At 40.7% G+C, this 21,223-nt stretch carries 22 protein-coding genes and 1 pseudogene; 5 read left to right on the top strand and 18 right to left on the bottom strand.

The annotated features are described in order from the left end of the window. Nucleotides 1-175 precede the first annotated feature (175 nt). Nucleotides 176-1,984 (bottom strand): menaquinone biosynthesis decarboxylase, encoded by a 1,809-nt coding sequence (locus tag CYP84_RS04110; RefSeq protein ID WP_103636773.1) that lies wholly within the window; start codon nt 1,982-1,984, stop codon nt 176-178. A gap of 116 nt (nt 1,985-2,100) precedes the next feature. Here CYP84_RS04110 and CYP84_RS04105 point away from each other — a divergent pair, with 116 nt between their 5' ends. Next, on the top strand, nt 2,101-2,823 hold the full coding sequence (locus CYP84_RS04105) for a lecithin retinol acyltransferase family protein (protein WP_021085578.1): 723 nt from the start codon (nt 2,101-2,103) through the stop codon (nt 2,821-2,823). Between the two features lie 180 nt (nt 2,824-3,003). Here the strand turns inward: CYP84_RS04105 and CYP84_RS04100 are convergent, their stop codons facing one another. The 10 genes from CYP84_RS04100 to CYP84_RS04055 are packed head-to-tail and all read right to left on the bottom strand — an operon-like array spanning nt 3,004 to nt 10,294. Continuing rightward, nucleotides 3,004-3,369 (bottom strand): Imm10 family immunity protein, encoded by a 366-nt coding sequence (locus CYP84_RS04100; protein WP_021085510.1) that lies wholly within the window; start codon nt 3,367-3,369, stop codon nt 3,004-3,006. A gap of 2 nt (nt 3,370-3,371) precedes the next feature. Further along, a complete protein-coding gene (gene hemC, locus CYP84_RS04095; protein ID WP_103636772.1) occupies nt 3,372-4,301 on the bottom strand; it encodes a hydroxymethylbilane synthase in 930 nt (309 codons plus the stop codon). Nucleotides 4,302-4,309: 8 nt separating this feature from the next. After that, nucleotides 4,310-4,741 carry an FxsA family protein gene (locus CYP84_RS04090; protein ID WP_103636771.1) on the bottom strand — a complete coding sequence of 144 codons (432 nt, stop codon included), beginning with the start codon at nt 4,739-4,741 and terminating at the stop codon, nt 4,310-4,312. Then, entirely contained in the window at nt 4,738-6,438 is a 1,701-nt protein-coding gene (locus CYP84_RS04085; protein ID WP_103636770.1) for a proline--tRNA ligase, read from the bottom strand. The genes CYP84_RS04090 and CYP84_RS04085 overlap by 4 nt, the downstream gene beginning before the upstream one ends. Continuing rightward, nucleotides 6,428-7,711, bottom strand: coding sequence for a glutamyl-tRNA reductase (hemA, locus tag CYP84_RS04080; protein ID WP_002940193.1), 1,284 nt, complete (start codon nt 7,709-7,711; stop codon nt 6,428-6,430). The genes CYP84_RS04085 and hemA overlap by 11 nt, the downstream gene beginning before the upstream one ends. Further along, nucleotides 7,711-8,604 carry a polyprenyl synthetase family protein gene (locus CYP84_RS04075; RefSeq protein ID WP_103636769.1) on the bottom strand — a complete coding sequence of 298 codons (894 nt, stop codon included), beginning with the start codon at nt 8,602-8,604 and terminating at the stop codon, nt 7,711-7,713. Before CYP84_RS04075 ends, hemA begins: the two co-directional genes overlap by 1 nt. Nucleotides 8,605-8,614: 10 nt before the next feature. Continuing rightward, nucleotides 8,615-9,046 carry a hypothetical protein gene (locus tag CYP84_RS04070; protein ID WP_103636768.1) on the bottom strand — a complete coding sequence of 144 codons (432 nt, stop codon included), beginning with the start codon at nt 9,044-9,046 and terminating at the stop codon, nt 8,615-8,617. Beyond that, complete coding sequence (locus CYP84_RS04065) at nt 9,039-9,293, bottom strand: DUF2018 family protein (protein WP_103636767.1); 255 nt, start codon at nt 9,291-9,293, stop codon at nt 9,039-9,041. The genes CYP84_RS04070 and CYP84_RS04065 overlap by 8 nt, the downstream gene beginning before the upstream one ends. 48 nt (nt 9,294-9,341) lie before the next feature. After that, nucleotides 9,342-9,965, bottom strand: a complete 624-nt coding sequence (locus CYP84_RS04060) for an HAD family hydrolase (RefSeq protein ID WP_103636766.1) — start codon at nt 9,963-9,965, stop codon at nt 9,342-9,344. Continuing rightward, nucleotides 9,962-10,294, bottom strand: coding sequence for a hypothetical protein (locus tag CYP84_RS04055; protein ID WP_103569461.1), 333 nt, complete (start codon nt 10,292-10,294; stop codon nt 9,962-9,964). Before CYP84_RS04055 ends, CYP84_RS04060 begins: the two co-directional genes overlap by 4 nt. Before the next feature lie 107 nt (nt 10,295-10,401). Between CYP84_RS04055 and CYP84_RS04050 the strand changes: the two genes are divergently transcribed. Beyond that, nucleotides 10,402-11,673: an O-acetylhomoserine aminocarboxypropyltransferase/cysteine synthase family protein gene (locus tag CYP84_RS04050; protein ID WP_103636765.1), complete on the top strand. Its 1,272-nt coding sequence runs from the start codon at nt 10,402-10,404 to the stop codon at nt 11,671-11,673. A gap of 38 nt (nt 11,674-11,711) precedes the next feature. Here the strand turns inward: CYP84_RS04050 and CYP84_RS04045 are convergent, their stop codons facing one another. From CYP84_RS04045 to CYP84_RS04025, 5 genes are all read right to left on the bottom strand, one after another. Then, on the bottom strand, nt 11,712-11,891 hold the full coding sequence (locus tag CYP84_RS04045) for a transformation system protein (protein WP_103636774.1): 180 nt from the start codon (nt 11,889-11,891) through the stop codon (nt 11,712-11,714). 694 nt (nt 11,892-12,585) lie between these two features. Then, a complete protein-coding gene (locus tag CYP84_RS04040) occupies nt 12,586-13,023 on the bottom strand; it encodes a pyridoxal-5'-phosphate-dependent protein (RefSeq protein WP_103559061.1) in 438 nt (145 codons plus the stop codon). Nucleotides 13,024-13,054: 31 nt separating this feature from the next. Further along, a complete protein-coding gene (locus CYP84_RS04035) occupies nt 13,055-14,296 on the bottom strand; it encodes an ArsS family sensor histidine kinase (protein WP_103607061.1) in 1,242 nt (413 codons plus the stop codon). After that, a complete protein-coding gene (locus tag CYP84_RS04030) occupies nt 14,296-14,973 on the bottom strand; it encodes a response regulator transcription factor (protein WP_002940190.1) in 678 nt (225 codons plus the stop codon). The genes CYP84_RS04035 and CYP84_RS04030 overlap by 1 nt, the downstream gene beginning before the upstream one ends. 97 nt (nt 14,974-15,070) lie before the next feature. Then, nucleotides 15,071-16,474, bottom strand: a complete 1,404-nt coding sequence (locus CYP84_RS04025; RefSeq protein WP_103636764.1) for a Do family serine endopeptidase — start codon at nt 16,472-16,474, stop codon at nt 15,071-15,073. 155 nt (nt 16,475-16,629) lie between these two features. On the opposite strand from CYP84_RS04025, the gene CYP84_RS04020 reads away from it, so the two are divergent. From CYP84_RS04020 to CYP84_RS04010, 3 genes are read left to right on the top strand one after another with little or no spacing between them, the layout of a single operon-like run. After that, the gene (locus CYP84_RS04020) at nt 16,630-17,544 is read left to right on the top strand and encodes a DnaJ C-terminal domain-containing protein (protein ID WP_103636763.1); all 915 of its coding nucleotides are present in this window, start codon (nt 16,630-16,632) and stop codon (nt 17,542-17,544) included. Between the two features lie 3 nt (nt 17,545-17,547). Continuing rightward, nucleotides 17,548-17,922 (top strand): heat shock protein transcriptional repressor HspR, encoded by a 375-nt coding sequence (locus CYP84_RS04015; RefSeq protein ID WP_002940240.1) that lies wholly within the window; start codon nt 17,548-17,550, stop codon nt 17,920-17,922. A gap of 3 nt (nt 17,923-17,925) precedes the next feature. After that, nucleotides 17,926-19,551: a cation:proton antiporter gene (locus tag CYP84_RS04010; protein WP_103636762.1), complete on the top strand. Its 1,626-nt coding sequence runs from the start codon at nt 17,926-17,928 to the stop codon at nt 19,549-19,551. Nucleotides 19,552-19,828: 277 nt separating this feature from the next. On the opposite strand, the gene CYP84_RS04005 is transcribed toward CYP84_RS04010, so the two are convergent. Both CYP84_RS04005 and CYP84_RS11260 read right to left on the bottom strand, forming a co-directional pair. Then, a complete protein-coding gene (locus CYP84_RS04005) occupies nt 19,829-21,028 on the bottom strand; it encodes an ABC transporter permease (RefSeq protein WP_103636761.1) in 1,200 nt (399 codons plus the stop codon). Between the two features lie 51 nt (nt 21,029-21,079). Further along, nucleotides 21,080-21,181: pseudogene (locus CYP84_RS11260) on the bottom strand (SEC-C metal-binding domain-containing protein); the annotation flags it as partial. Nucleotides 21,182-21,223: the final 42 nt, after the last annotated feature.

Genomic DNA, 21,223 nt, shown 5'->3' with positions numbered 1-21,223 from the left:
GGTGTAAATTTTGGTAGTTTTCAAGCCAACCAGAAAAATAGAAAAATTTAACTAGAAAATTTATGCTGTGATGTAAAATAGCCTTAAACTAAGCTATTTGTAAGTGCAAAAACCGATCTATTTAAAATTTAAAGCAAATTTGACCTAGCAAAAGGCTGGGTAAATTTAAAACAACCTACCCAAATATCTCAAATTTATGAAACAGCTCTGGCTCATCTTTTACCACGCCACGCTTCACAAGCTCAACCACTACTTCACGCTCACAGTCAGTTTGCATAGGCCAGCCGCGAGTATATCCCTCTAGTTCACTCTTGCTCGTCGCATCCACGCAGAAATTTTCGCCATCTATGTAGATATCACGCAAAGCATCTATATTATTTGTCACACGCCAAAGCAGCATATATGGGTTTTCTAGGTAGTTTTGCATATCCACGACGACTAGAAGCTTGAAAAACTCCCTAAATACCAAAAGCTTAGAAAATAGCTCTTTTACAGGGCTTTCTTTTTCAAATTTAATCACACAAATAGGCGTTTTACTCTGCTTTTTAAACTGCCTAAGCTCCTTAACATTTGGCGCAAGGCTTTGAAATTTAGCCAAAAGCTCATCATCGCTTAAAATCGTAGGGGCAAATTTACAAAAGTCCTGCGTCGCATCGATGCCTAGCTTACCACCAAAGCACGAGTTTGGGCTGGCATGATCGAGCTGGTCGCACACACCTTGGCTTATCAGTACACTTTCGCTGCCAAATCTATCAAGCACAAAGTCCGCAAATTTGTCGTATTCTGCTAGCTCTGGTGCATCGCTACCCACAAAGATCGCATGCTTTACAAAGCTCATCTGCCCAACTCCCCAAAACGCGTGCATCGCCTGCTTTGCGTGCGCTGGATAAAGGGCGTTGATCTTGGCTAGGATAAGGTTGTGAAATACGCCATTTTCAGGCATATTGTAGTCTAGTAACTCTGGCACGGTCGTGCGCAAAAGCGGCAAGAAAATGCGCTCAGTCGCCCAGCCCATATACTTATCCTCAAGCGGCGGCTTACCAACCACGGTCGCGTGAAATACGGGGTCTTGCTTGCTCGTTATCGCCGTGACCTTCATCACTGGAAATGGCTCAACTGGCGTGTAAAAGCCAGTGTGATCGCCAAATGGCCCCTCAAGCTCACTCTTAGCAGTATCCACAAAGCCCTCTATCACGTAGTCGGCGTCGTGCGGGACGTAAATTTCATTAGTGAGCGACTTTACGAGCTTGGCTGGCTCTTTGCGGATGAAGCCGTAAAGTAGCAGCTCAAAGACGCCCTTTGGCAGTGGCGCTTGGCCGCACCAGATATAGAGTGGATCGCCGCCGATCGCCACAGAGACTGGCATCTTACGGCCTGCGCGCTTGTACTCGTGAAAGAAATTTGCGCCGTCTTTGTGGATCTGCCAGTGCATGCCAAGGCGATTTTTATCATAAATTTGCAGTCTGTACATGCCTAAATTTTGCAGCGCGCCATCAAGACTTTGCGTATAGACCTGCCCCATCGTGATAAAAGCACCTCCGTCATGTGGCCAAGTCTTTAGCGCAGGTAAGCTCAAAAGATCAGCCTGCTCGCCTATAAATTTGACCTGCTGGCACTCGCCCTCGCCCTTTAGCCTTTTGGTAAAAATCTTTCTCATGCTAAAAAGATAGGCTAAAAAGTCAAGCTTTTCTTTGAAATTCTCAGGTTTTTTGGGCTTTAAAAGCTTCTCTATCTCAGCTGCAATCTCATCAGGCTGCACGCCAAATATCAGCTCAAGCGCCCTTTTTGAGCCGTAGATATTTGTAAGTACTGGGGCAAATTTACGCCCAGTTTTTTTGCAGACTGGGTTTGTAAAAAGTAGTGCTTGCGAGCCCTCGCGCTTGACCTCGATGTAGCTAGCGTGCGCGATCTCTAGGTCGATATCCACTGGCTCATCGATCACCCTAAGTAGGCCATTATCTTTTAAAAGCTTGATGTAGTCCATATTTTTCCTTATAAATTTATACTTAGTTATCCAAATTTTAATAAAGTTAAATTTAGCAAATTTGGGCTAAATTTGTCGTTTTATTACGATTTTTAATAAATTTTATAGAGATAGATATGCAAAATTTACCAAAAATAGGCGATCACATCTTCGTAGACAGAAGTGTGCTTGGCGTAAAGCTTTACGAGCATCACGGCATCTACGTCGGAGATGATAAGGTCGTGCATTATAACGGCTTGGCGCGTGGGATCGTGCTTGAAAAAAGCTGTTTTGAGGAGATCTTAAGCAACGTCGTGCCGCTAGATAAACGCAACATCGCAAAGGTAGAGATGACTAGCCTCGAGGAGTTTGCTAGCGGCGATACTTGGCAGATAAAAGAGTATGCAAATGCGCCATTTAGCGGTCAGGAGGTGGCGCTTCGGGCTAAAGAGCGCATAGGCGAGCAAAAATACAACCTACTCATCAACAACTGCGAGCATTTTTGCAGCGAGTGCATATTTGGCGAGCATGTGAGCGAACAGGTGCAAAATGCGAAGCAAAATTCCGCCATTTTTAGCGAGATAGAGCCATATTTGGGGCAGATCATAGGTGAGCTTTTTAGTGCACAGACCAAAGATGAGATCAAAGAAACTCTCGTAAAATCATTTACCGCGCTTGCACAATTTACGAAAGATAGCGCGGAGAAAAAAGCTCGCGAGATGATAAAAGAAAACAGCGACAAGGCAAATTTGCAAATAGAGAAATTTATGGACAAAAATGCCAAAATGAACGCTATGTTTAAAAAGATCGGTGCGGACTTAAAAACAAAGATCGCAAAGGATTTTAATATAAAAATTTAGTCCGACTACGGTTTTGACGCTTGGTCAAATTTAAAAGGCGCTTTTAAATCGCGGCTTTATTTCTCGATATCTTATCCGCGTTTTGGCTTGCAGCATTTAGCACGCTAGGTAGCGTCACGTCTCCTGAAACGGCGGCAAATTTTAGAAAATTTCGTCTTTTTATCTCTAAATTTAAACAAATTATTTTGGTACGCTACACTCTAGCAGCTCGCCAAATATCTCTTTGCTATATCTCATAAAGTGCTCATTAAGCTTAACATCCTCGGTATCTACGCAAATGAGACTATCTTGTATCTCAAAAATGATAGTTTTTTCAGAGATCGCCACCCGCTTGCAGGCGTTATAACAAACATCGCCATTACACTCGGCATATAGGCCGTTTATCTCGGCGTTTTCGTCATCGTCCTTTTTTAGTTTGATCGGTCTTTGAAAGATTATGTAGTTTTTGTAGTCATATTTGTCGTCTGCAAGACCGATCATATAGTAGTTGTCTTTGCTATTTTTGGTGGCGCTTATGGCTTTTGCTTTAAAATTTATCTCAAACACGCTTACGCCATCTCTTCAGCGCGCTTTAAAAGCTCTTTCGCCCCTTTTTCTATAAATTCATGAGCTAGCTCTTTGCCGATGCTTTGAAATTTATCTTTGCTACTCTTTAAGCTATCTTTTATAAACTCGCTTCCATCAGGCAGGCCAACGATCGCATCGATAGAAATTTCATCGCCTTTTAGCCTTGCGCTTATGCCTATTGGCACTTGGCAGCCACCCTCCAAAACGCTTACAAAGTCACGCTCTATGGTCGTTTCTATGACTGCATTTTCATCATTTAAAAAAGAGATCTCATCTAAAATTTGCTTCTCATCTCTAGCCTCGACACCAAGAGCGCCCTGACCCATCGCAGGTATCATCTCGTCAAAGCCAAATGTGTAGATATGCGCCACTTCAGCCTTGATATTTAGGCGGTTTATGCCAGCCATCGCCAAAATGATCGCGTCAAATTCGCCCTCTTTTAGCTTTCTAAGTCTAGTTTGCACGTTTCCTCGAAGTGAGATGATCTCAAGATCAGGCCTCATGATAAGTAGCTGCATCTTACGGCGCAGGCTCGTTGTGCCAACTTTCGCGCCGTGCGGTAGGTCGCTAAATTTAGCAAATTTCTCACTTATCATCGCATCTCTTGTATCCTCACGTGAGCAAATGGCAGCTAGTTTAAGCCCTTCTGGAAAGACTACTGGCACGTCTTTTAGGCTATGCACGGCGATATCAGTCTCACCTTTTAGCATGCTATCTTCAAGCTCTTTTGTGAAAAGCCCCTTGCCTCCGATCTTTGCAAGTGGCGTGTCAAGTATCACGTCGCCTTTTGTCTTCATGCCCTCAAGCACGACCTTCACACCCTTGTGCTGCGCCTCGATCCTAGCCTTGATATGCTCGCTTTGCCAAAGTGCTAAGATGCTCTTTCTAGTTGCTATTTTTATCTCTTTCATCACCTCTCCTAATTTACTCTTTTTGGTTCTTCGATGACCTCAACGTCGATGATCTCGCCATCATCTTTTTTGGTACTTTGCTCGCTAAAATTTTGAAATTTAAACTCCTGATAACTCTCATTTTTCGCTGCATTTTTCTTAAATACTAAAGAAAAAATGACAACGGCGATACCAAAAATATCCGTTAAAATTCCTGGTAAAAAGAGCAGCGCTCCGCCAAAACTAAGCCCTAGCTGACTAAATAAATTTCCACCAAGAAAGCTCTTAAACGCCACTTGAGGCGAATTTAAACTAGAAAATCCAGCATTAAAAAGAAGTGCGATGCCAACAAATCCAGAAACCAGCACCTCAAGAAAGTAGTTCAAAAAGCCAAATTTATCTACAAAAAGATAGATAAATACCGCTTCTATCAAAAAAAACAAAAATGCAAAAAATCTCATAAGCTTTCTTTTATCTTTCTAAAGGCCTCGTCTGCGCCGATCGCCTCTTTGCTTAGCCCATCTCTTGTGATAAACTCAACCTTGCCATTTGCAAATTCTTTACCCACTAGCAGCGCATAAGGAAAGCCTATAAGCTCAAAGTCATTCATCTTAACGCCAAATCTCTCGTTTCTATCGTCGATGATGACGCTAACGCCAGCTTTTTTAAGGCTCTCATAAAGCTCAAATGCAAATTTCACACCTGCTTCATCTTTTAAATTTGAGATGATGATCTCCACATCAAACGGCGCACACTCTTTTTTCCAGATGCAGCCCTTCTCATCGTGGCTAGCCTCTATCATTACAGCAATCAACCTACTAATGCCGATGCCGTAGCAGCCCATCAAAAATGGCTTTGCCTTGCCGTTTTCATCAAGATATGTCGCGTTCATCGCAGCTGAATATTTATCGCCTAGCTGAAATATATGACCGACTTCTATTCCTTTGCTAAGTTTTAAATTTCCGCCGCAAACTGGGCATTTATCGCCCTCTTTTACCTTTACAAGGTCTTTAAATCTCTCTTCGTTAAATCCGCTAACACTAACGCCAACAAAGTGATAGTCTTTTTCATTTGCGCCACATATCATGTTGCTTGCGCCCCTTAACTCGTTATCTATGAAAAATTTAACATCCTTTAGCCCAACTGGCCCACAAAATCCAGCCACAAGCCCAGCCTTTGCCACGTCGGCCTCGCTAGCATCGACAAGCTCTAGCGCCTTACAAGCATTTTGCGCCTTTGTCTCTTGAAGCTCGTCATCGCCCCTTACGAAAAAGACCACGACCTCTTCTTTGTCCTCGTAGATCGCCTTTTTCATAACAGCTTTTATGCAGTAAAACTCGCTAACTTTGAAAAACTCCGCCACATCTTTTATCGTTTTTGCATTTGGCGTTAGAAATTTAGCTGCGTCCGCCTCTGGTGCTTCAGCCTCGCTAACTCTTGGTTTGCGTCTTGCAGCCTCAACGTTTGCAGCGTATCTGCAAGCCTCACAGCAAAGTATGTCGTCCTCGCCGTTACTTGCAAGCACCATAAACTCTTTACTGCCGCTACCGCCAATGGCTCCGCTATCAGCCTCAACAGCTCTAAAATTTAGCCCCAAACGGGTAAAAATCTTACTATAAGTTGCCTCCATAAGGTCAAACTCACGCTTTAGATCCTCTTTGCTAGAGTGAAAGCTATAACCGTCTTTCATCGTAAATTCGCGACCTCTTAGCAAACCAAAGCGTGGTCTTGCCTCGTCACGAAATTTGGTGTTTATCTGGTATAAATTTAGCGGTAGCTGCTTGTAGCTGGTCACCTTACCACGCACCAAAGCAACGGCTGCCTCTTCGTTTGTCGGACTTATGACAAAGTCATTATCCTTTCTATCTTTAAAGCGCAAAAGCTCCTTGCCAAAGACATTGTAGCGACCACTTTGCTTCCAAAGCTCGCCTGAAGTGACCACGCTAAAGCTCACCTCTAGCGCGCCAGCCTCGTTCATCTCCTCTTTCACCACGCATGAAATTTTATCATGCATGATCTTTCCAAGCGGCAGATAGTTATAAAGCCCAGAGCCGATCTGCTCGACAAAGCCGCCTCTTATCAAAAACTGATGACTTGGTAAAGATGCATCTTTTGGTGCTTCTTTGGTCGTTGGGGCGTAAAATTTACTAAATTTCATCTATATCTCCTGCTTGAAAATTTTGTTCATCTTTTATGTCAAATAAAAATTTAACTCCGTTTGAAAGCTCGCTCGCTCTCTCCTCGTCTGCAAGCCCTTTTAGCTTCATAGTTGGCTGGTGTAAAAATGCTTTAAAGACTTGGTGAATGAGCTTTTGCGCTTCGTCGTAATCGCTATGCTTTAAATAGCCCTTTTTCATCGCCTTTTCTAGCTCATTTTTAGCGCAAATTTCAGCCTGTTTGCGGATAGATTTTATAAGAGGCACGCTCATATCTTCTTTTAAAGTCTTTAAAAACTCGCTCGTATCTTGACCGACGATCGAGTAAGCCTTTTGCGCCTGCTCCTCTCTTAGGGCTAAATTTTTACGCACGATCTCCTCCAAGCTATCGACCGTATAGACGCTGATAAGCTCTGTATTTAAAAGATCGATATCTCTTGGCACGGCGATATCAAAAAAGTATCTGTGAAATTCTCTTGGTTCGATGATCTCGCCTGTGATGATAGCGTGCGGGGCTGCGGTGCTTGAAAAGATGAGATCGTAGTTATTTACATACTCTTTTAATTTCAAAATACTATCCCAGCTCGCGTTATCTCCTAGGCTATCAACTAGCTGCTCGACGCGCTCAGAGCTTCTGTTTATGATGATCACTTCTGCGCCGCTTGATATGAGGTGCTTTGCTGCTAGCTCGCCCATCTCACCAGCGCCCACGACGATAGCAGTTTTACCCTCAAGCGTGCCAAAAATTTCTTTTGCCTTTGCCACGGCGACGCTTGAAACTGAGATCGGGTTTTTAGAAATTTGAGTTTCGTTTCTAACCTTGGCAGCGCACTTACATGCGTAGTGGATGATCTTGCTGATATCTTCGCCACATGAGTTGTTATCATAGGCAAATTTAAAGGCATTTTTTAGCTGGCCAACGATCTGCGTTTCGCCAACGACTAGGCTATCAAGCGAGCTTGCCACAGCAAATAGGTGGTGTGCGGCACCGCTGTTTTCGTAGATATCCGCCCTCTCATAAAGCTCATCTTCAAAAACGCCTGAAAATATCGACATACACCTGATGATATGAGCAGTAGCGGCCTTTACATCCTCCACGCTTGCTATGATCTCGACGCGGTTGCAGGTGTTTAGCACCATGCTCTCTTTTATGTTTTTGTTTGAGTTTATCAGCTTTAAAATTTGCTCTTTTTTATCGTCACTATCAAATGCAAGCTTTTCTCTGACTGAAATATCAGTGTTTTTATATGTAAAACTTATATCTAAATAGTGCATCAAAATTCCCTATCTATCATGCTTTTTATGATCCCTTCAAGCTCGGCGTTTTTATACTCTTTTATCGCTTCTATTGCTTCAGCTCCAAGCCTTTTTGCCTCGCTTACAGCCTTGCTAAGTGAGCTAGTTTTATCAAAATTTTCTTTTAGCCACGAAATTTCGTCCGCGTTTAATTTCTTTGCCCAAAGCGATCTAAGCTTTGCCCTGCCAGCCTCGTCCAGGCTCTTATAAAGATATATGTAAGGAAGTGTCGTTTTGCCCTCGACAAAGTCGTTAAGTGCTGGTTTGCCAAGCGTTTTTTCATCTTGAGTTATGTCTAAGATATCATCAACGATCTGAAATGCGAGACCTAAATTTTTGCCATAAAGACCAAATTTCTCACTATCTTTGCCAGCTAGCTTTGCCCCACAAATAGCCGTGGCCTCTATCAAAACAGCTGTTTTATAGTAGATCATTTTTAAATATTCTTGCTCATTTTCGTTAAAATTTTCAGCCATTTTCACATCCATCATCTCACCGATACTTAGTTTGCTGACCGCATCTGAGATGACAGCTGCGATGCTTGGATCAAATTTTGTAAGCTCGAAATAAGCCTTTGAGTAGAGGATGTCGCCTAGCATGACTGAGTTTTTACTGCCAAAAAGTGCGTTTATGCTTGGCTTGCCGCGTCTTATATTTGCCTCGTCTATGACGTCATCGTGTAGCAAGCTTGCAAGGTGGATGAGCTCGATGATAGCGCAAAGCTTAAGAGAAATTTCACTCTCGCCTGCGATCTTTAAAAGAAGTTTTGAGCGTAGCTTCTTGCCTGAGCTTATCTTTAAAAACATCTCAAACGCCTCTTTGTAGCCAAGCTCGCTTATAAATTTGCTCATTATTTCATCGATTTTATCCATTTTTATCCTTCTATTTATCCTCGTGCGGATCTCGAAAACCCACATCCACACGCTTGCTCTCATCTAGCAGCGCCACCCTAAAATGCGCCTTTTTATCCTTAAAATCAACAAACGATATATAAAGGCTCACACTCTCGTTTGGCGGCATCATAAAATCAGGCAAAACTCGCTGCATGTAGGTGTTTTGTCCTTGTCTTAGCGAAAAGACCATCTGCCTTGGATAGCGCCTAAAAAAGCTTTGCACAGTGATATTTGTACTATCAAACAGCGTCCAGCGAAAGTCAAACGTCTCAACTCTTTGAGTTTTTTTCTCGGTTATAAAGACCCTCGCCCACTCATCTTTTTTAAGCTCAAATGTATGCACCGAATTTGGGTCAAAATTTGGCTCTTTTGCAAAGACAAGAGCGGCTAGCAAAGCAATGAGCGCAAAAATTCTACTCATTTTGGCTTAAAATTTCTCCGCTAAGCTCGATATATAGGTCATTTACTCCGTTATAAACTTTATCTTGCTCTAAGGCCATAAAATTTCTAATCTCATCTTCGCCAACGCCATGTTTTTCGCAAAGCTCACTCATAGCCACAAATTTCTCAAAAATTTTATCTATCTCATTTTTAACTAAAACGGCATTTGCGTTAAACAAAATGTCATAAAATTTATCCCTCGCACTGCCCTCAAATATATCTATCATCGCTGTTTCTTTGAAAATTTCTTAAGATTATAGCCAATTAAAACTAAGTTAAAAATTTAATATTATCTCCCACGCCTCGCCAACATTTTTGGCGTTATACGTGGCAGTTTTGCTCTCCTCGCCAAATCCCCAGCAAACTTGCACGTAAGGTATATTTGCATTTTTGGCGGCTAGCTCGTCTTTTAGGCTATCTCCTATAAAGATCGCTTTATCGGCTCCAGTTTTACTAACAGCTAGGTGAAGCATCGCAGGATCTGGCTTTTGCGGTATCTCCTTGCTAGCGCCTATAACCTCGTCAAATAGCTCAAAAATTTCATCTTTCTTTAAAATTTTCTCTAGCGTATCGTGCGGTGCGTTGCTTGCCAAAACGACCTTAAATTTAGCCTCTTTGCACTTTTGCAAAAGTTCTTTTACACCATCATAGGTAGTCGCACACTCATCGTAAAATTTCTTAAATTTCTCTTCAAAACCCTCTTTTAAGCTCCTGCTTGGCGTGTCGATGCCGTAAAACTCAAGGGCCAAATTTCTACCTGGCTCGTTGATCGCTTTTATGATAAATTCTTTTTCAAGTGGCGGCAAATTTAGCTCATCTCTTACTTCATTTACCGTTTTATATATCGCCTCGCCGCTATCGATCACCGTGCCATCCATATCAAAAATAACTACTTTCAATCCTCATCCTTAAATTTGTTTTTATGTTTTTCTTTCTTATATGTCTTTTGATTTTTTAGCTTATCAAGTAGATTTGCCGCCTTTAAAAGCTCCTCTTTTGAGGCATTTTTGATAAGCAAATTTATAAAATTTTCTAGCGCCTTTGAGTATGGCTGATCAAGATAAACAGCTTCGACTTTTTCGATGACTTTCGCGTTTTTCTCGACTCTTTGGCGAAATTCAGCCTCGTCAAAGTCATCTCTTTTTAGCCCGTTTATCGCTGATTTTGCAAATTTTTCTAGCGCACGAAGATATTTTACACGCTTAAATTTGTCCGTGACTTGGTTCAAATTTTTCCTTTTTTTTGGCAAATTATATCAAAATTTGATTTTATCCCCTAAATTTTGGCTTTGCTAATGTATAATTTACGCCAAAATTACTTAAACAAGGAGCAAAAATGAGGCAAGAAACCGCTGCGATCCACGTAGGCTACGATACAAACGAGGGCTTTGGCACGATGGCTGTGCCTATTTTTCAAAGCACAGCTTATGACTTTGGAAGTGCCGAGGTTGCGGCTGCTAGGTTTGATCTAAAAGATAGTGGCTACATCTACACAAGACTTAGCAACCCAACGACAGATATCTTTGAAAAAAGGGTCGCCGCACTTGAGGGCGGAGCCGCTGCGATAGCGACTGCAAGCGGTCAGTCAGCTTTGTTTTACAGCATCATAAATTTAGCCCAAGCAAGCGATAATATCATCATCGCTAAGAAAATTTATGGCGGCACGACGGTGCTTTTTACGCATACGCTGAAAAGATTTGGCATAGAGGCCAGAGTCTTTGACAGCGACACTGCTGATGATCTAGAGGCTTTGATAGACGAAAAAACTAGGGCTATATTTTTTGAAACGCTTTCAAATCCGCAAATTTCTATCCCAAATATCGAAAAAATCGTAGAAATCGCAAACAAATATGGCATCATCAGCATCACCGATAACACCGTGCCAACGCCTATCATCTTTCAGCCACTTCGCCACGGCGTCGATGTTTGCGTGCATAGTGCGAGCAAATATATGAGCGGTCAGGGCCTTAGCCTAGCAGGTGTGGTTGTAAGCGCAAACCACCTAAACGAAAAACTAAAAGGCAACAAGAGATATGAGCACTTTAACGTGCCAGATGCGAGCTATCACGACATCTTATATGCTGATATGACGGATCGTTTTGACATCTACACGCTAAGAATGAGGCTTGCCATCGTGCGCGACATCGGCGCTGTGATATCTCCGTTTAACTCTTGGCAGCTCATACAAGGGCTTGAAACGCTCGCTGTTAGGGTTGAAAGACACTCGCAAAACGCGCTAAAAGTGGCTAAATTTCTAAACTCTCACAAACATATAAAAAGCGTGGCTTATCCAGGGCTTGCCGACAACGTAGATCATGCAAAGGCACAAAAATACTTTAAAGATGGCATGGCAAATGGGCTTTTTTGCTTTGAGACTGATAGCTTTGAGCGTGCAAAAAGGATGCTAGAGCGCGTAAAACTCTTTAAGATCGTGGTAAATATCGGCGATACAAAGTCGCTCATCACACACCCAGCCTCGACAACTCACCAGCAGCTAAGCAGCGAAGAGCTCATCAAAGCTGGCATCACAAAAGAGCTGATAAGAGTTAGCATAGGTCTTGAAAACGCCGAGGATCTGATAGCTGATCTAGCTCAAGCCTTAGAATAAACAAATTTCTAGCTCATTTTGGGCTAGAAATTTAAAATTTACTCAAGCTTGCCGTATATCCTCTCGCACTCTTTTGCATGCCTTATAAATTTTATAACGATGTAGATGACAAGTAGCGGCACGCTTATATACCAAAAGGCAAAAAAGGCGAGTATAAAAAACACAAATAAGAATGTTGCGAAATATACTAAGACCACAAAAATAATACTATCAAGCATTTTTGCCTCCCATTTTGCTAGTGTTTTGGTGATTTTATAAAAAGCAAAATAAAACGAGACTGAACGGATTTGTTTTGGCTCCAAATTTGAGCTAAGCAGTTAGTGAAGTCAAATTTTAGTATGTAATTTTGCATATATGAAACTCTGACAAATTTTAAAATTTCATGAACGAGTAATTTCGGCTCTGATTTTAGTGGCAAGCTTTGCGAGACCTAAAATCAGTAGTCAATTCTTGCGAGTGAGCGGAATTTTAAAATTTAAAAAGACAGCTTGATTAAATTTGTCAGTTTTTTTATTCAAAAGGGAGACAAGGAGACTCGAGTTACGGTCTGCTTGCAGTTGCGAGCTTGCAAAGCAAAGCCGTCCCCTTATCCCCCTTTTGATCCCCCTAAACCCCTCGCACGTTAGATGTGCATGCTTTAGTGCTTCGCACTGCATGCGGTTTGTGTAATAGAAAGTCAGGCAAATTTTAAAATTTCATGATCAAGTAATTTTAGTAGGTAATTCTTGGGGGTGAATGAAATTCTAAAATTTGCAGGCAATCTAATCAAATTTAAATGTTTGCTTCTTTGCTAAGAGAGAATAGGTTTAAACAAAAATCCTCTTAGCTAATATAACATTGAGGTGCAGATAGTGCCAACACACCACCTGCTTTTTATTGGATTTTCTAATAAATTATTTTATTAAATTTATCTCAAACGATGTCTTCAAAAACTTCGAATTTATCTTGATTTACAAGCATCTCAAGCAAGACGCCGTAGTTGTCTTTTATCTCATCTTGAAGTTTTATAGTAAGCTCTTTTGCGTCTTTTCCATCTTTTGGATAGGTAACTACTAGATCGATCGGCTCAGCGTTTAAAAACTCTTGTATGCCAGTTAGTAGCTCGCTAGCGCCTCTCTCGTTTGTGCCGTGAAGCACGACTACGTAGTGTTCATTTTCTCTTATAACGACGTCAGTTTGTCTTAGGATTTTTTCAAAAATTTCGCCGTACTCTTTGCTGTTTGGTAAAGAAAAATATATCAAAGATAAATTTTTCGCATAGTCCTTTACGTTTTTGTATCGCTTTATAAAAGCTATCTCAAGATCGATTATTGATAAAATATCAACTGCCGAGAAGATTTTTGCCGCCATTTTTACACTCCTTTTTTTTGCGGTTTTGATTTTACGCCGCTATTATATCTTGTAAATTTTCAAAAATAAAGACATTCATTCCATTTTTGTATTCATAACCAAATTTTAGTCCATGAGCCTCAAGGATGTTGCTAACTATATATAAACCTAGACCAAAGCTCTTTTGCGCATCCTCGCCTTTGATAAATGGCTGGATGTAAAAGTCAAGGTCATTTTTTAGCTTCTCGCCTTGAGTTATAAATTTCATATGATCTTTGCTAACCATAATATTTACGTGCTTATCGATTGAATACTTTATACCATTATCTATCATATTTTTTATAGCGACCGAAAATAGCTTAAAATCAACCATCACCCTAACCTCATCAAGCTCACTGATGCCAACATGCTCCTTTTCAACCATCGCTATATCGATAGCCTCATCGATGAGATCTCTCATAAGGCAAGGCGTTTTGTTTGTAAGTCCTATCTTTGAAGTGATCTGCTCGATCGCTGCAAGCTCGTTTATCAAATTTTCAAGCTTGTGAAAGACGGAGATTAGCCTCTCTTGATTTTTGCTTTTTTCTATCATTTGAGCAGCGATCAGCCCCTTTGTGATAGGCGTTTTTAGCTCGTGCATGATATTTCTTAAGAAAAGATGCCTTGAGTCATTTAGTGCTTTGATCTGACAAACAGCCTCATAAAATGCCTCTGAAACTTCAGAAATTTCATCCTTACCGTTGCCGACATTTTGCACGCCGTCAAGCTCGCCATTTGCAAATTTTACGATCTGACGCTTTAGCTTTCTAAGCGGCTTTATCTTATAGATGACAAAGATATAAGCGGCCAGCAAAATGACCGCAACTACCAAAAACACGGCCTTTATCACCTCGTATCTGTAAGGCTGAAATTCTTTATCCATCAAAAGCTTTAGCTCGTCTAAATGCTCGATCTTTAGGTAGTGATGCTTATCATAAAGCAAGATCGCACTTGATCCTAGATCGCTTGAAATTTCTTCTAAAACGGCTGCATTTTTTAAAATTTCTTCTTTTTCATTTTTAGCTGTGATCTCTGGCATGTCGATGTTTGAGAGCTGACGGTCATACTGAGCTTTGTTTATGATGCCACCCATGTAAAGCAAATTTGTCCTAGCGACGTTTGAGTATTTGTTATTTAGCTCTCTTGTGTAGTTTTGTTTATCAAAACCCATGAGCCACAAAAAGGCTAGAAATATCGAAACGAGCGCGAGCCCAAAGATAAACGTTATCGTGATAAATATAGAAGATCGTGGCATCAAAGGACCAACTTGTAGCCGATGCCGCGGATAGCGTGGATGTATTTTGGCTCTTTTGGATTTTCATTTAGTTTTTGGCGAATTCTGCCGATGATGACGTCGATACTTTTGTTTGAGCTATCTTCATTTATGCTCTCGCAGTTGTAGATGAGCTCCTCTCTAGTAACCGCTCCGCCCTCTTTTTGAAGCAGATATTTTAATATGTCATACTCCGCTGCGGTTAAATTTAGCACGCTGCCTTTAAATAAAATTTCCCTTTCAAATTCTTTTAAAACCAAGTCTTTGTTTAAATTTCTTGCCTCATTTGCAGGAGCTATGCTCTGCCTTCTTAGATGGCTTTTTATACGAGCAAGAAGCTCTTGTGGGTCATAAGGCTTTGGTAGATAGTCATCCGCGCCGTTATCTAGGGCATTTACTTTGTCAGTTATATCGTGCCTTGCGCTTGAGATGATTATAGGGATGTTGTGCTTTTTTCTTATCTCTTTGCACACCTCTAGTCCGTCCATGCCAGGGAGCGTAAGATCAAGGATAACTAGGTCAAATTCGCTTGTGTTTAAAGTAGATAGTCCGATATATGGCTCCTCAGCCGTCGTCACTTTTATGTCATAGTTTTCTAGGTATTCAGTTAAAATTTCAGCAAGCTCCATATCATCTTCTATCATTAAAATTCTAGTCATGATCTTTCCTGTTGTAAATTTATTTTTAAGGATTATAGCAGATTAAGATTTTAAAAATTTAAAAGAGTTAAGAGCTGAAATTTCAGCTCTTAAGTGGTTATTTTATAACAAGGCCTTGCATGATGCCACCGCGGTTTATCCACACTAGCGTCTTTTTGCCTTTTGCATTTTTAACTGTGCTTGCAAATGTTTGAAGATCTTTTATGCTCTCTTCGCCAACTTGAACGATCACATCACCTCTTTCAAAGCCAAACTCTTCAGCCTTTGAGCCAGATTTTACGTCAGTTACAAGCACGCCTTGAGTGTCTGGGCTGATCTTATACTTAAATCTTATCTCATCGCTTAGATTACTTACGCTAAGACCATCGATGATGACGCTTTTTGTCGCATCTTTTGCGTTGTGATCCATATTTACAAGCTTGATTTTTGTATTCATGATTTTATTTGATCGCTCGTAAGTTATATCAACGCTGCTATTTGGAGTTAATGAGCCGATGAAATTTTTAAGATCATTTGCGTTTTTGATAGCTTTGCCGTTTGCTGAAATAACCAAGTCGCCTCTTTTTAGCCCTGCTTCATCTGCTGGCATGCCCTGCTCTACGCCACTTATTAGCGCACCTTCTTTATTTGTGTAAAGCTCTTTTTGCTCATCGGTTAAATTTGCTATCGTTACGCCGATAAATCCACGCTCGATCTTGCCGTCAGTTATCAGCTTTTTAGCAATATCTTTTACCATATTTGATGGGATCGCAAAGCCTATGCCGTTGTTGCCACCACTTTTTGAAAGTATGGCTGAGTTTATACCGACTAAATAGCCTCTGCTATCAACCAAAGCACCACCTGAGTTGCCAGGGTTTATAGAGGCGTCTGTTTGGATGAAATTTTCATATTGATTAAGTCCGATATCATCTTTGTTTAGCCCTGAGACGATGCCTTGAGTGATGCTCTCGCCTACGCCAAAAGGATTGCCTATAGCAAAGACTACGTCCGCATCAAGCAGCTTTGATGAGTCGGCAAATGTGATCACATTTAGCCCATTTGCCTCTATCTTTATAACGGCTAGATCGGTTTTTGGATCGCTGCCGATTAGCTTCGCTTTATACTCCTTGCCACCCTTTGCCAATGTCACAACGATCTGGTCGCTATCTTCGATGACGTGGTTGTTTGTAACGATGTAGCCGTCATTTGAGATGATGACGCCAGAGCCAAGAGAGGTTGTTTTTTCTTTCTCTTTTGGTTTTGCAAAGTTAAATCCAAAAAATTCATTAAAAAACGGGTCATTAAACATCTGCTCGATGCCAGCGTTGCTTACTGTTTTTGTAGTCGAGATATTTACAACTGAAAGTTTTGCCTGAGCGATAGAGTCATAGTATGAGAGCACACTATTTTTATCACTTAACGGCGAAACTCTAGTTACATCTTGGTTTGCTTCGTTAAATTTAATATCAGCTCCCATTAGCAAAGAAACCGCTGCTAATGAAATTAGCATAAATTTTTTCATTTTTTTCCTTTAAATTGAAAATGTCTTGAAATTATAAATAGAGCTTAAAAATAAAATCTTAACGCTTTTTTCTCCTTTGTAAATAAAAATAAACTTGACTTGCATAGACTAAAGTTTTGTGATATAATCCGTGTCAAAAAACATAAGGAGAATATATGAGCGAAAGCTTATATGAAACTTTAGGAGTTTCAAAAGGCGCATCAAGCGACGAGATAAAAAAAGCCTATAGAAAACTTGCTAGAAAGTACCACCCAGACATCAACAAAGACCCTGGAGCAGAGGATAAATTTAAAGAGATAAACGCTGCTTATGAAATTTTAAGTGACGAGAAAAAACGTGCCCAGTATGATCAATACGGCGATAATATGTTTGGCGGTCAAAATTTCCACGACTTTGCCAGAGGCTCAGCCGATATGGGCGATCTAAACGATATCTTGAAAAATATCTTCTCAGGCGGCTTTGGCGGGGGCGGCGCTAAATTTAGCGGTGGTTTTGGTGGAGGTTTTGAAGGATTTGAAGGATTTGAAGGCTTTGAAGGCTTTGGTGGTGGCGGATTTGGCTTTGGAGGAGCTGATCTAGATGTAAATGCTAAAATTTCTATACCATTTGACGTGGCTGTAACTGGCGGCGAACACAAGATAAATTTTAATGGCGAAAGCATCAAGATAAAGATCCCAAGCGGCATAGAAGGCGGCGAAAAACTTCGCATAAAAGGCAAAGGCAAGAGTGCTGGTGGTCAAACTGGCGATCTTATACTTGCCATTAGCGTTGAGCCAAGCGACGAGTATGAAAGAGTTGGAGATGATCTTTATAAAGATGTAGAAATTCCACTAAAAACTATGCTCTTTGGCGGTAAGATAAATGTGCATACATATAAAAAAGATGTAACCATCAAAATCGCTGAGAACTCAAAAACAGGCACGAAGATCCGTCTAAAAGGATACGGCGTGCAAAACAGAAAGAGCGGAATTTATGGCGATCTTTACTTAAAGGCCAGGGTAAAACTTCCAAATATCAGTGAGCTTGACGAGGGCTTAGTAAAAGAGCTAAAAGAAAAACTACCGGAGTAAAAAATGCAAAATTATGAAGAACCACTTTTTTTAATAAGCGTTGTAGCAAAGGTTTTAAGCATACATCCACAAACTTTAAGGCAGTACGAAAGAGAGGGGCTAGTTGAACCATCAAGAACAGATGGCAAGATGAGGCTCTACTCACAAAAAGACGTTGATCGCGTCAAAACAATACTAAATTTAACCCGTGAGCTTGGTGTAAATTTAGCAGGTGTTGATGTGATACTTCAGTTAAAAGAGAAAATTGACGATTTAGAAGCAACTATTGATGATTTAAATAAAAAATTACACGAAGCTACCAGTCAAACTAGCACCAAAAGATCGCTAGTAAAGAGAAAAAGTAGTTTTGATCTTGTATTTTACGAAGGCAAAAAATAATTTATGGAACAAATTTTAGAAGGCTTCTTGCTTGTCGCTGCGATCTCAGTCGCGCTAAATGTCATTTTTAAGAAATTTCAGATACCAACTATCATCGGCTACATCGTAACTGGCACGCTTATATCTGAGTTTTTCAACCTAAAAAGCAACGATGAAATTTCTCATATAGCTGAGTTTGGTATCGCATTTTTGATGTTTACGATCGGACTTGAGTTTAGCTTTAAGCACCTGATGAGCATGAAAAAAGAGGTCTTTCTAAATGGCGGCCTGCAAGTTTGCTTAAGTGGCTTTGTGATGGGCGTGATGCTTTACTACGCGCTTCATCTAAAGGACGAGACAGCGCTTATCGCTGGTCTTGCCTTTGCTCTATCTTCAACTGCGATCGTGCTAAAAACGCTAAATGACAATGGCGATGTAAGTAAAATTTATGGTAGAAAGGCGCTTGGAATTTTACTATTTCAAGATATCGCCGTCATCCCTATTTTGCTTATGATAGATATGTTTAGCTCGCAAGATGCCTCGATAAATGAGCTTTTACTAAAGACATTTACAAGCGCGGTTATCCTTATCGTTGTGCTATTTTTGCTCGGCAAATACGTCATAAACTGGATATTTTACAAAGTCGTTCAGACAAACTCTCAAGAGGTATTTATAGCTACGATCCTCTTTTTAGTAGTTGGCGCCAGCACGCTAGCTCACTTCTTTGGCTTTTCATACTCACTCGGCGCATTTTTAGCTGGCATGATGATGGCAGAGACGCAGTATAAGCACCAGATCGAGGTCGATCTCATACCTTTTAGAGATCTGCTTCTTGGACTATTTTTCATAACAGTTGGCATGCAGATAAATTTTGTAGTCGTACTCTCAAACATCTGGCTAGTTTTAGGTCTAGTCTTTAGCATAATGGTCGTAAAAGCCATCGTCGTTTTTGCCGTTTTAAATATCTACTTAAAACGCAGGGTCGCTGCTAAAACCGCACTTAGCGTCTGTCAGATCGGCGAATTTGCACTGGCTGTCTTTGGGCTGATGACTACTAGAAATTTACTTGATGTCCAAACTGCTCAAATTTTCATCGCAGCCTCTGTTATATCGATGTTTGCAACACCTTTTATACTTAAAAAGCTTGACGCTTTAGCTGATCTTGTAGAGCGTGAGGTGGTAGTTGAGTCAAACGAGACTTTAAAGCCACAAAAACTAAAAAATCACATCGTAGTCTTTGGCTATGATAGGCTCGGTCAAGAGGTCGTTTTAAGGCTAAAAGAGACAAAGCTTTTATACATCGTGCTTGATAACGACATCAGCCTAGTTGAGCTTGGTAGGAGCCGCGGGGAAAATGTATTTTTAGGAAACGTGCTTCAAAGCAACACCCTTGAAAATGCCTGCCTAGACGACGCAGCCGCTGTCATCATAACTGTAAATAACGAGCAAAGAGTTGAGCTGATCGCGCAAAAGATCAAAGACTACGGAGCAAATATCCAAACGATCATCAAGGCAAATGGCGAGGGCAACAAAGATATCTTTGGCGAGCTAGGTGCAAATTTCCACCTTATAAGCGAGGAGCGCGTCATGGCAAAAACACTTGTTCATGAAGCCCTTCAGTGCAAGATCGACCACGACGTAAGAGCGTAGTAAATTTAGCTTCTTAAAACACGATTTTTTGTTAAGCTCGTTTAAATAAATTGATAAAACTATTAGCAACTTTTTTGATTGCATAAGAAACAATAAAGACAATAAAAAGCTAAAAATTTGTCTAGCCGTAGCATCATTTAGATATAAATGGCAAAGAATTAAAAATTGATGAGCTATCAAAAGATAAAAAATAGAATTTATTGCAAATTAAAATAAAAGCATATTAGAAAATAATATACTTTTAAAAATTAAATTTAAAGCCTAGCTTTGCCAGGCTTTACTCATTTCTTAAAGTTTGAAGCACATTTACCTCAGTAGCTTTTTTTGCTGGATAGTAAGACGAGATAGCCACGATAAACACAGCTCCAACTACGATAAGCACAAGATCAATAGTTGAGAGTTCAAGTGGTAGTTTGCTTGAGCCATAGACGTCAGCTGGCAGGTCTATGATGTTGAAATTTCCAAGTAGAAATAGCCCCAAAAAGCCAAGCACCAAGCCAAATATAATGCCACCACCGCCTATTACTAGCCCTTGATAAAAGAAGCTTCTTTTTATCTCGCCTTTGCTAGCTCCAAGTGCTAGAAGCAAGGCGATCTCCTGCCTGCGGTTCATCACGGTCATTAGTAGCGAGCTTATGATATTTAGTGACGCCACAAGGATAATGAGCATCAAAACTATAAAAAGTGCTCTTTTTTCAAGTGCGAGTGCTGAGAAAAAGTTGCCATTTTGCTCCCACCAGCCAATGGCAACCGTGCCAGTTGGTAGGCCTTCGCGCACCCTTTTTATATCATCAAATGGCTTACTTGAAAAGATGTGAATTCCATCATAAACGCCCTTTGGATAGTCCAAAATTTTCCTTAATGCATCAACTGAAGTATATGAAAACGCCTTGTCGTAGGCGATGAGCCCAGACGTAAATGAGCCGCCTATATCAAAGCGCTTCATCTTTGGCGTTAGCGAAAAGCCAGCTGGATCAGCCTTTGTAAAGATAAGCGTTAGTTTTTCATCATCTCTTAGTCTAAACTCACTCGTTATGCCGCTTCCCACAAGTATCTCAAAACCCTCTAGCTCTTTATCTTTTAAAGCTTCATTTACGACCGAGTTTATCTGCTTTTCATCTTTAAAATTTACGCCATAAATTAGCCCGCCTTCAAGCGCATTTGCCGAGCGGTAGATGACTTGCGTGCTGATATATGGACTAAATTTAAGGTCGCTAAATTTAGCCTTTAGCTCATCTACAAAGCCATCATCGATCGATCCTTTAAAGGCACTTTGAACGGTTATTGGGTAGTTCATCGTAAAAAGCTTGCGCTCAAATTCTTTGTCAAATCCGTTCATAATAGCCATAGCAACTATTAAAACCATAAGTCCGATGCTCACACCAAGAAAGGCGAGCAAGGCGCTTAGAGCGATAAATGGCTGAGTTTTATCAAATCTTAAATATTTAAAAAGTAGGTACTTTGGTAAGCTTGTCATCAAATAGCCTTTAAAAGATTAAGGCGCTTTAGCGCCTTAAAAGTAGAAATTTTAAGCAAATATGCCTTTTTTAGGGCCACTTTTGCCGTGGCAATCTTTATATTTTTTACCGCTTCCGCAAGGGCAAGGAGCGTTTCTTGGTATCTTTTTTTCTGGCGTGAAATTTTCATCTTCGCCTTGGTTGTTGTAGTTTAG

The organism is Campylobacter concisus (assembly GCF_002912425.1).
Classification (GTDB): domain Bacteria; phylum Campylobacterota; class Campylobacteria; order Campylobacterales; family Campylobacteraceae; genus Campylobacter_A; species Campylobacter_A concisus_AH.
Note: the sequence above shows the minus strand (reverse complement) of the source record. Positions and strands in the feature narration are given on the sequence as shown.

Excerpts from the sequence above, each read along its gene's own strand:
- CYP84_RS04030 (WP_002940190.1), bottom strand. The coding sequence starts at position 14,973 with ATGACTAGAATTTTAATGATAGAAGATGATATGGAGCTTGCTGAAATT.
- CYP84_RS04020 (WP_103636763.1), top strand. The coding sequence starts at position 16,630 with ATGAGCGAAAGCTTATATGAAACTTTAGGAGTTTCAAAAGGCGCATCA.
- CYP84_RS04075 (WP_103636769.1), bottom strand. The coding sequence starts at position 8,604 with ATGGATAAAATCGATGAAATAATGAGCAAATTTATAAGCGAGCTTGGC.
- CYP84_RS04105 (WP_021085578.1), top strand. The coding sequence starts at position 2,101 with ATGCAAAATTTACCAAAAATAGGCGATCACATCTTCGTAGACAGAAGT.
- CYP84_RS04010 (WP_103636762.1), top strand. The coding sequence starts at position 17,926 with ATGGAACAAATTTTAGAAGGCTTCTTGCTTGTCGCTGCGATCTCAGTC.
- CYP84_RS04110 (WP_103636773.1), bottom strand. The coding sequence starts at position 1,984 with ATGGACTACATCAAGCTTTTAAAAGATAATGGCCTACTTAGGGTGATC.
- CYP84_RS04085 (WP_103636770.1), bottom strand. The coding sequence starts at position 6,438 with ATGAAATTTAGTAAATTTTACGCCCCAACGACCAAAGAAGCACCAAAA.
- CYP84_RS04005 (WP_103636761.1), bottom strand. The coding sequence starts at position 21,028 with ATGACAAGCTTACCAAAGTACCTACTTTTTAAATATTTAAGATTTGAT.
- hemC (WP_103636772.1), bottom strand. The coding sequence starts at position 4,301 with ATGAAAGAGATAAAAATAGCAACTAGAAAGAGCATCTTAGCACTTTGG.
- CYP84_RS04090 (WP_103636771.1), bottom strand. The coding sequence starts at position 4,741 with ATGAGATTTTTTGCATTTTTGTTTTTTTTGATAGAAGCGGTATTTATC.
- CYP84_RS04050 (WP_103636765.1), top strand. The coding sequence starts at position 10,402 with ATGAGGCAAGAAACCGCTGCGATCCACGTAGGCTACGATACAAACGAG.
- CYP84_RS04015 (WP_002940240.1), top strand. The coding sequence starts at position 17,548 with ATGCAAAATTATGAAGAACCACTTTTTTTAATAAGCGTTGTAGCAAAG.
- CYP84_RS04040 (WP_103559061.1), bottom strand. The coding sequence starts at position 13,023 with ATGGCGGCAAAAATCTTCTCGGCAGTTGATATTTTATCAATAATCGAT.
- CYP84_RS04070 (WP_103636768.1), bottom strand. The coding sequence starts at position 9,046 with ATGAGTAGAATTTTTGCGCTCATTGCTTTGCTAGCCGCTCTTGTCTTT.
- hemA (WP_002940193.1), bottom strand. The coding sequence starts at position 7,711 with ATGCACTATTTAGATATAAGTTTTACATATAAAAACACTGATATTTCA.
- CYP84_RS04045 (WP_103636774.1), bottom strand. The coding sequence starts at position 11,891 with ATGCTTGATAGTATTATTTTTGTGGTCTTAGTATATTTCGCAACATTC.
- CYP84_RS04065 (WP_103636767.1), bottom strand. The coding sequence starts at position 9,293 with ATGATAGATATATTTGAGGGCAGTGCGAGGGATAAATTTTATGACATT.
- CYP84_RS04035 (WP_103607061.1), bottom strand. The coding sequence starts at position 14,296 with ATGCCACGATCTTCTATATTTATCACGATAACGTTTATCTTTGGGCTC.
- CYP84_RS04025 (WP_103636764.1), bottom strand. The coding sequence starts at position 16,474 with ATGAAAAAATTTATGCTAATTTCATTAGCAGCGGTTTCTTTGCTAATG.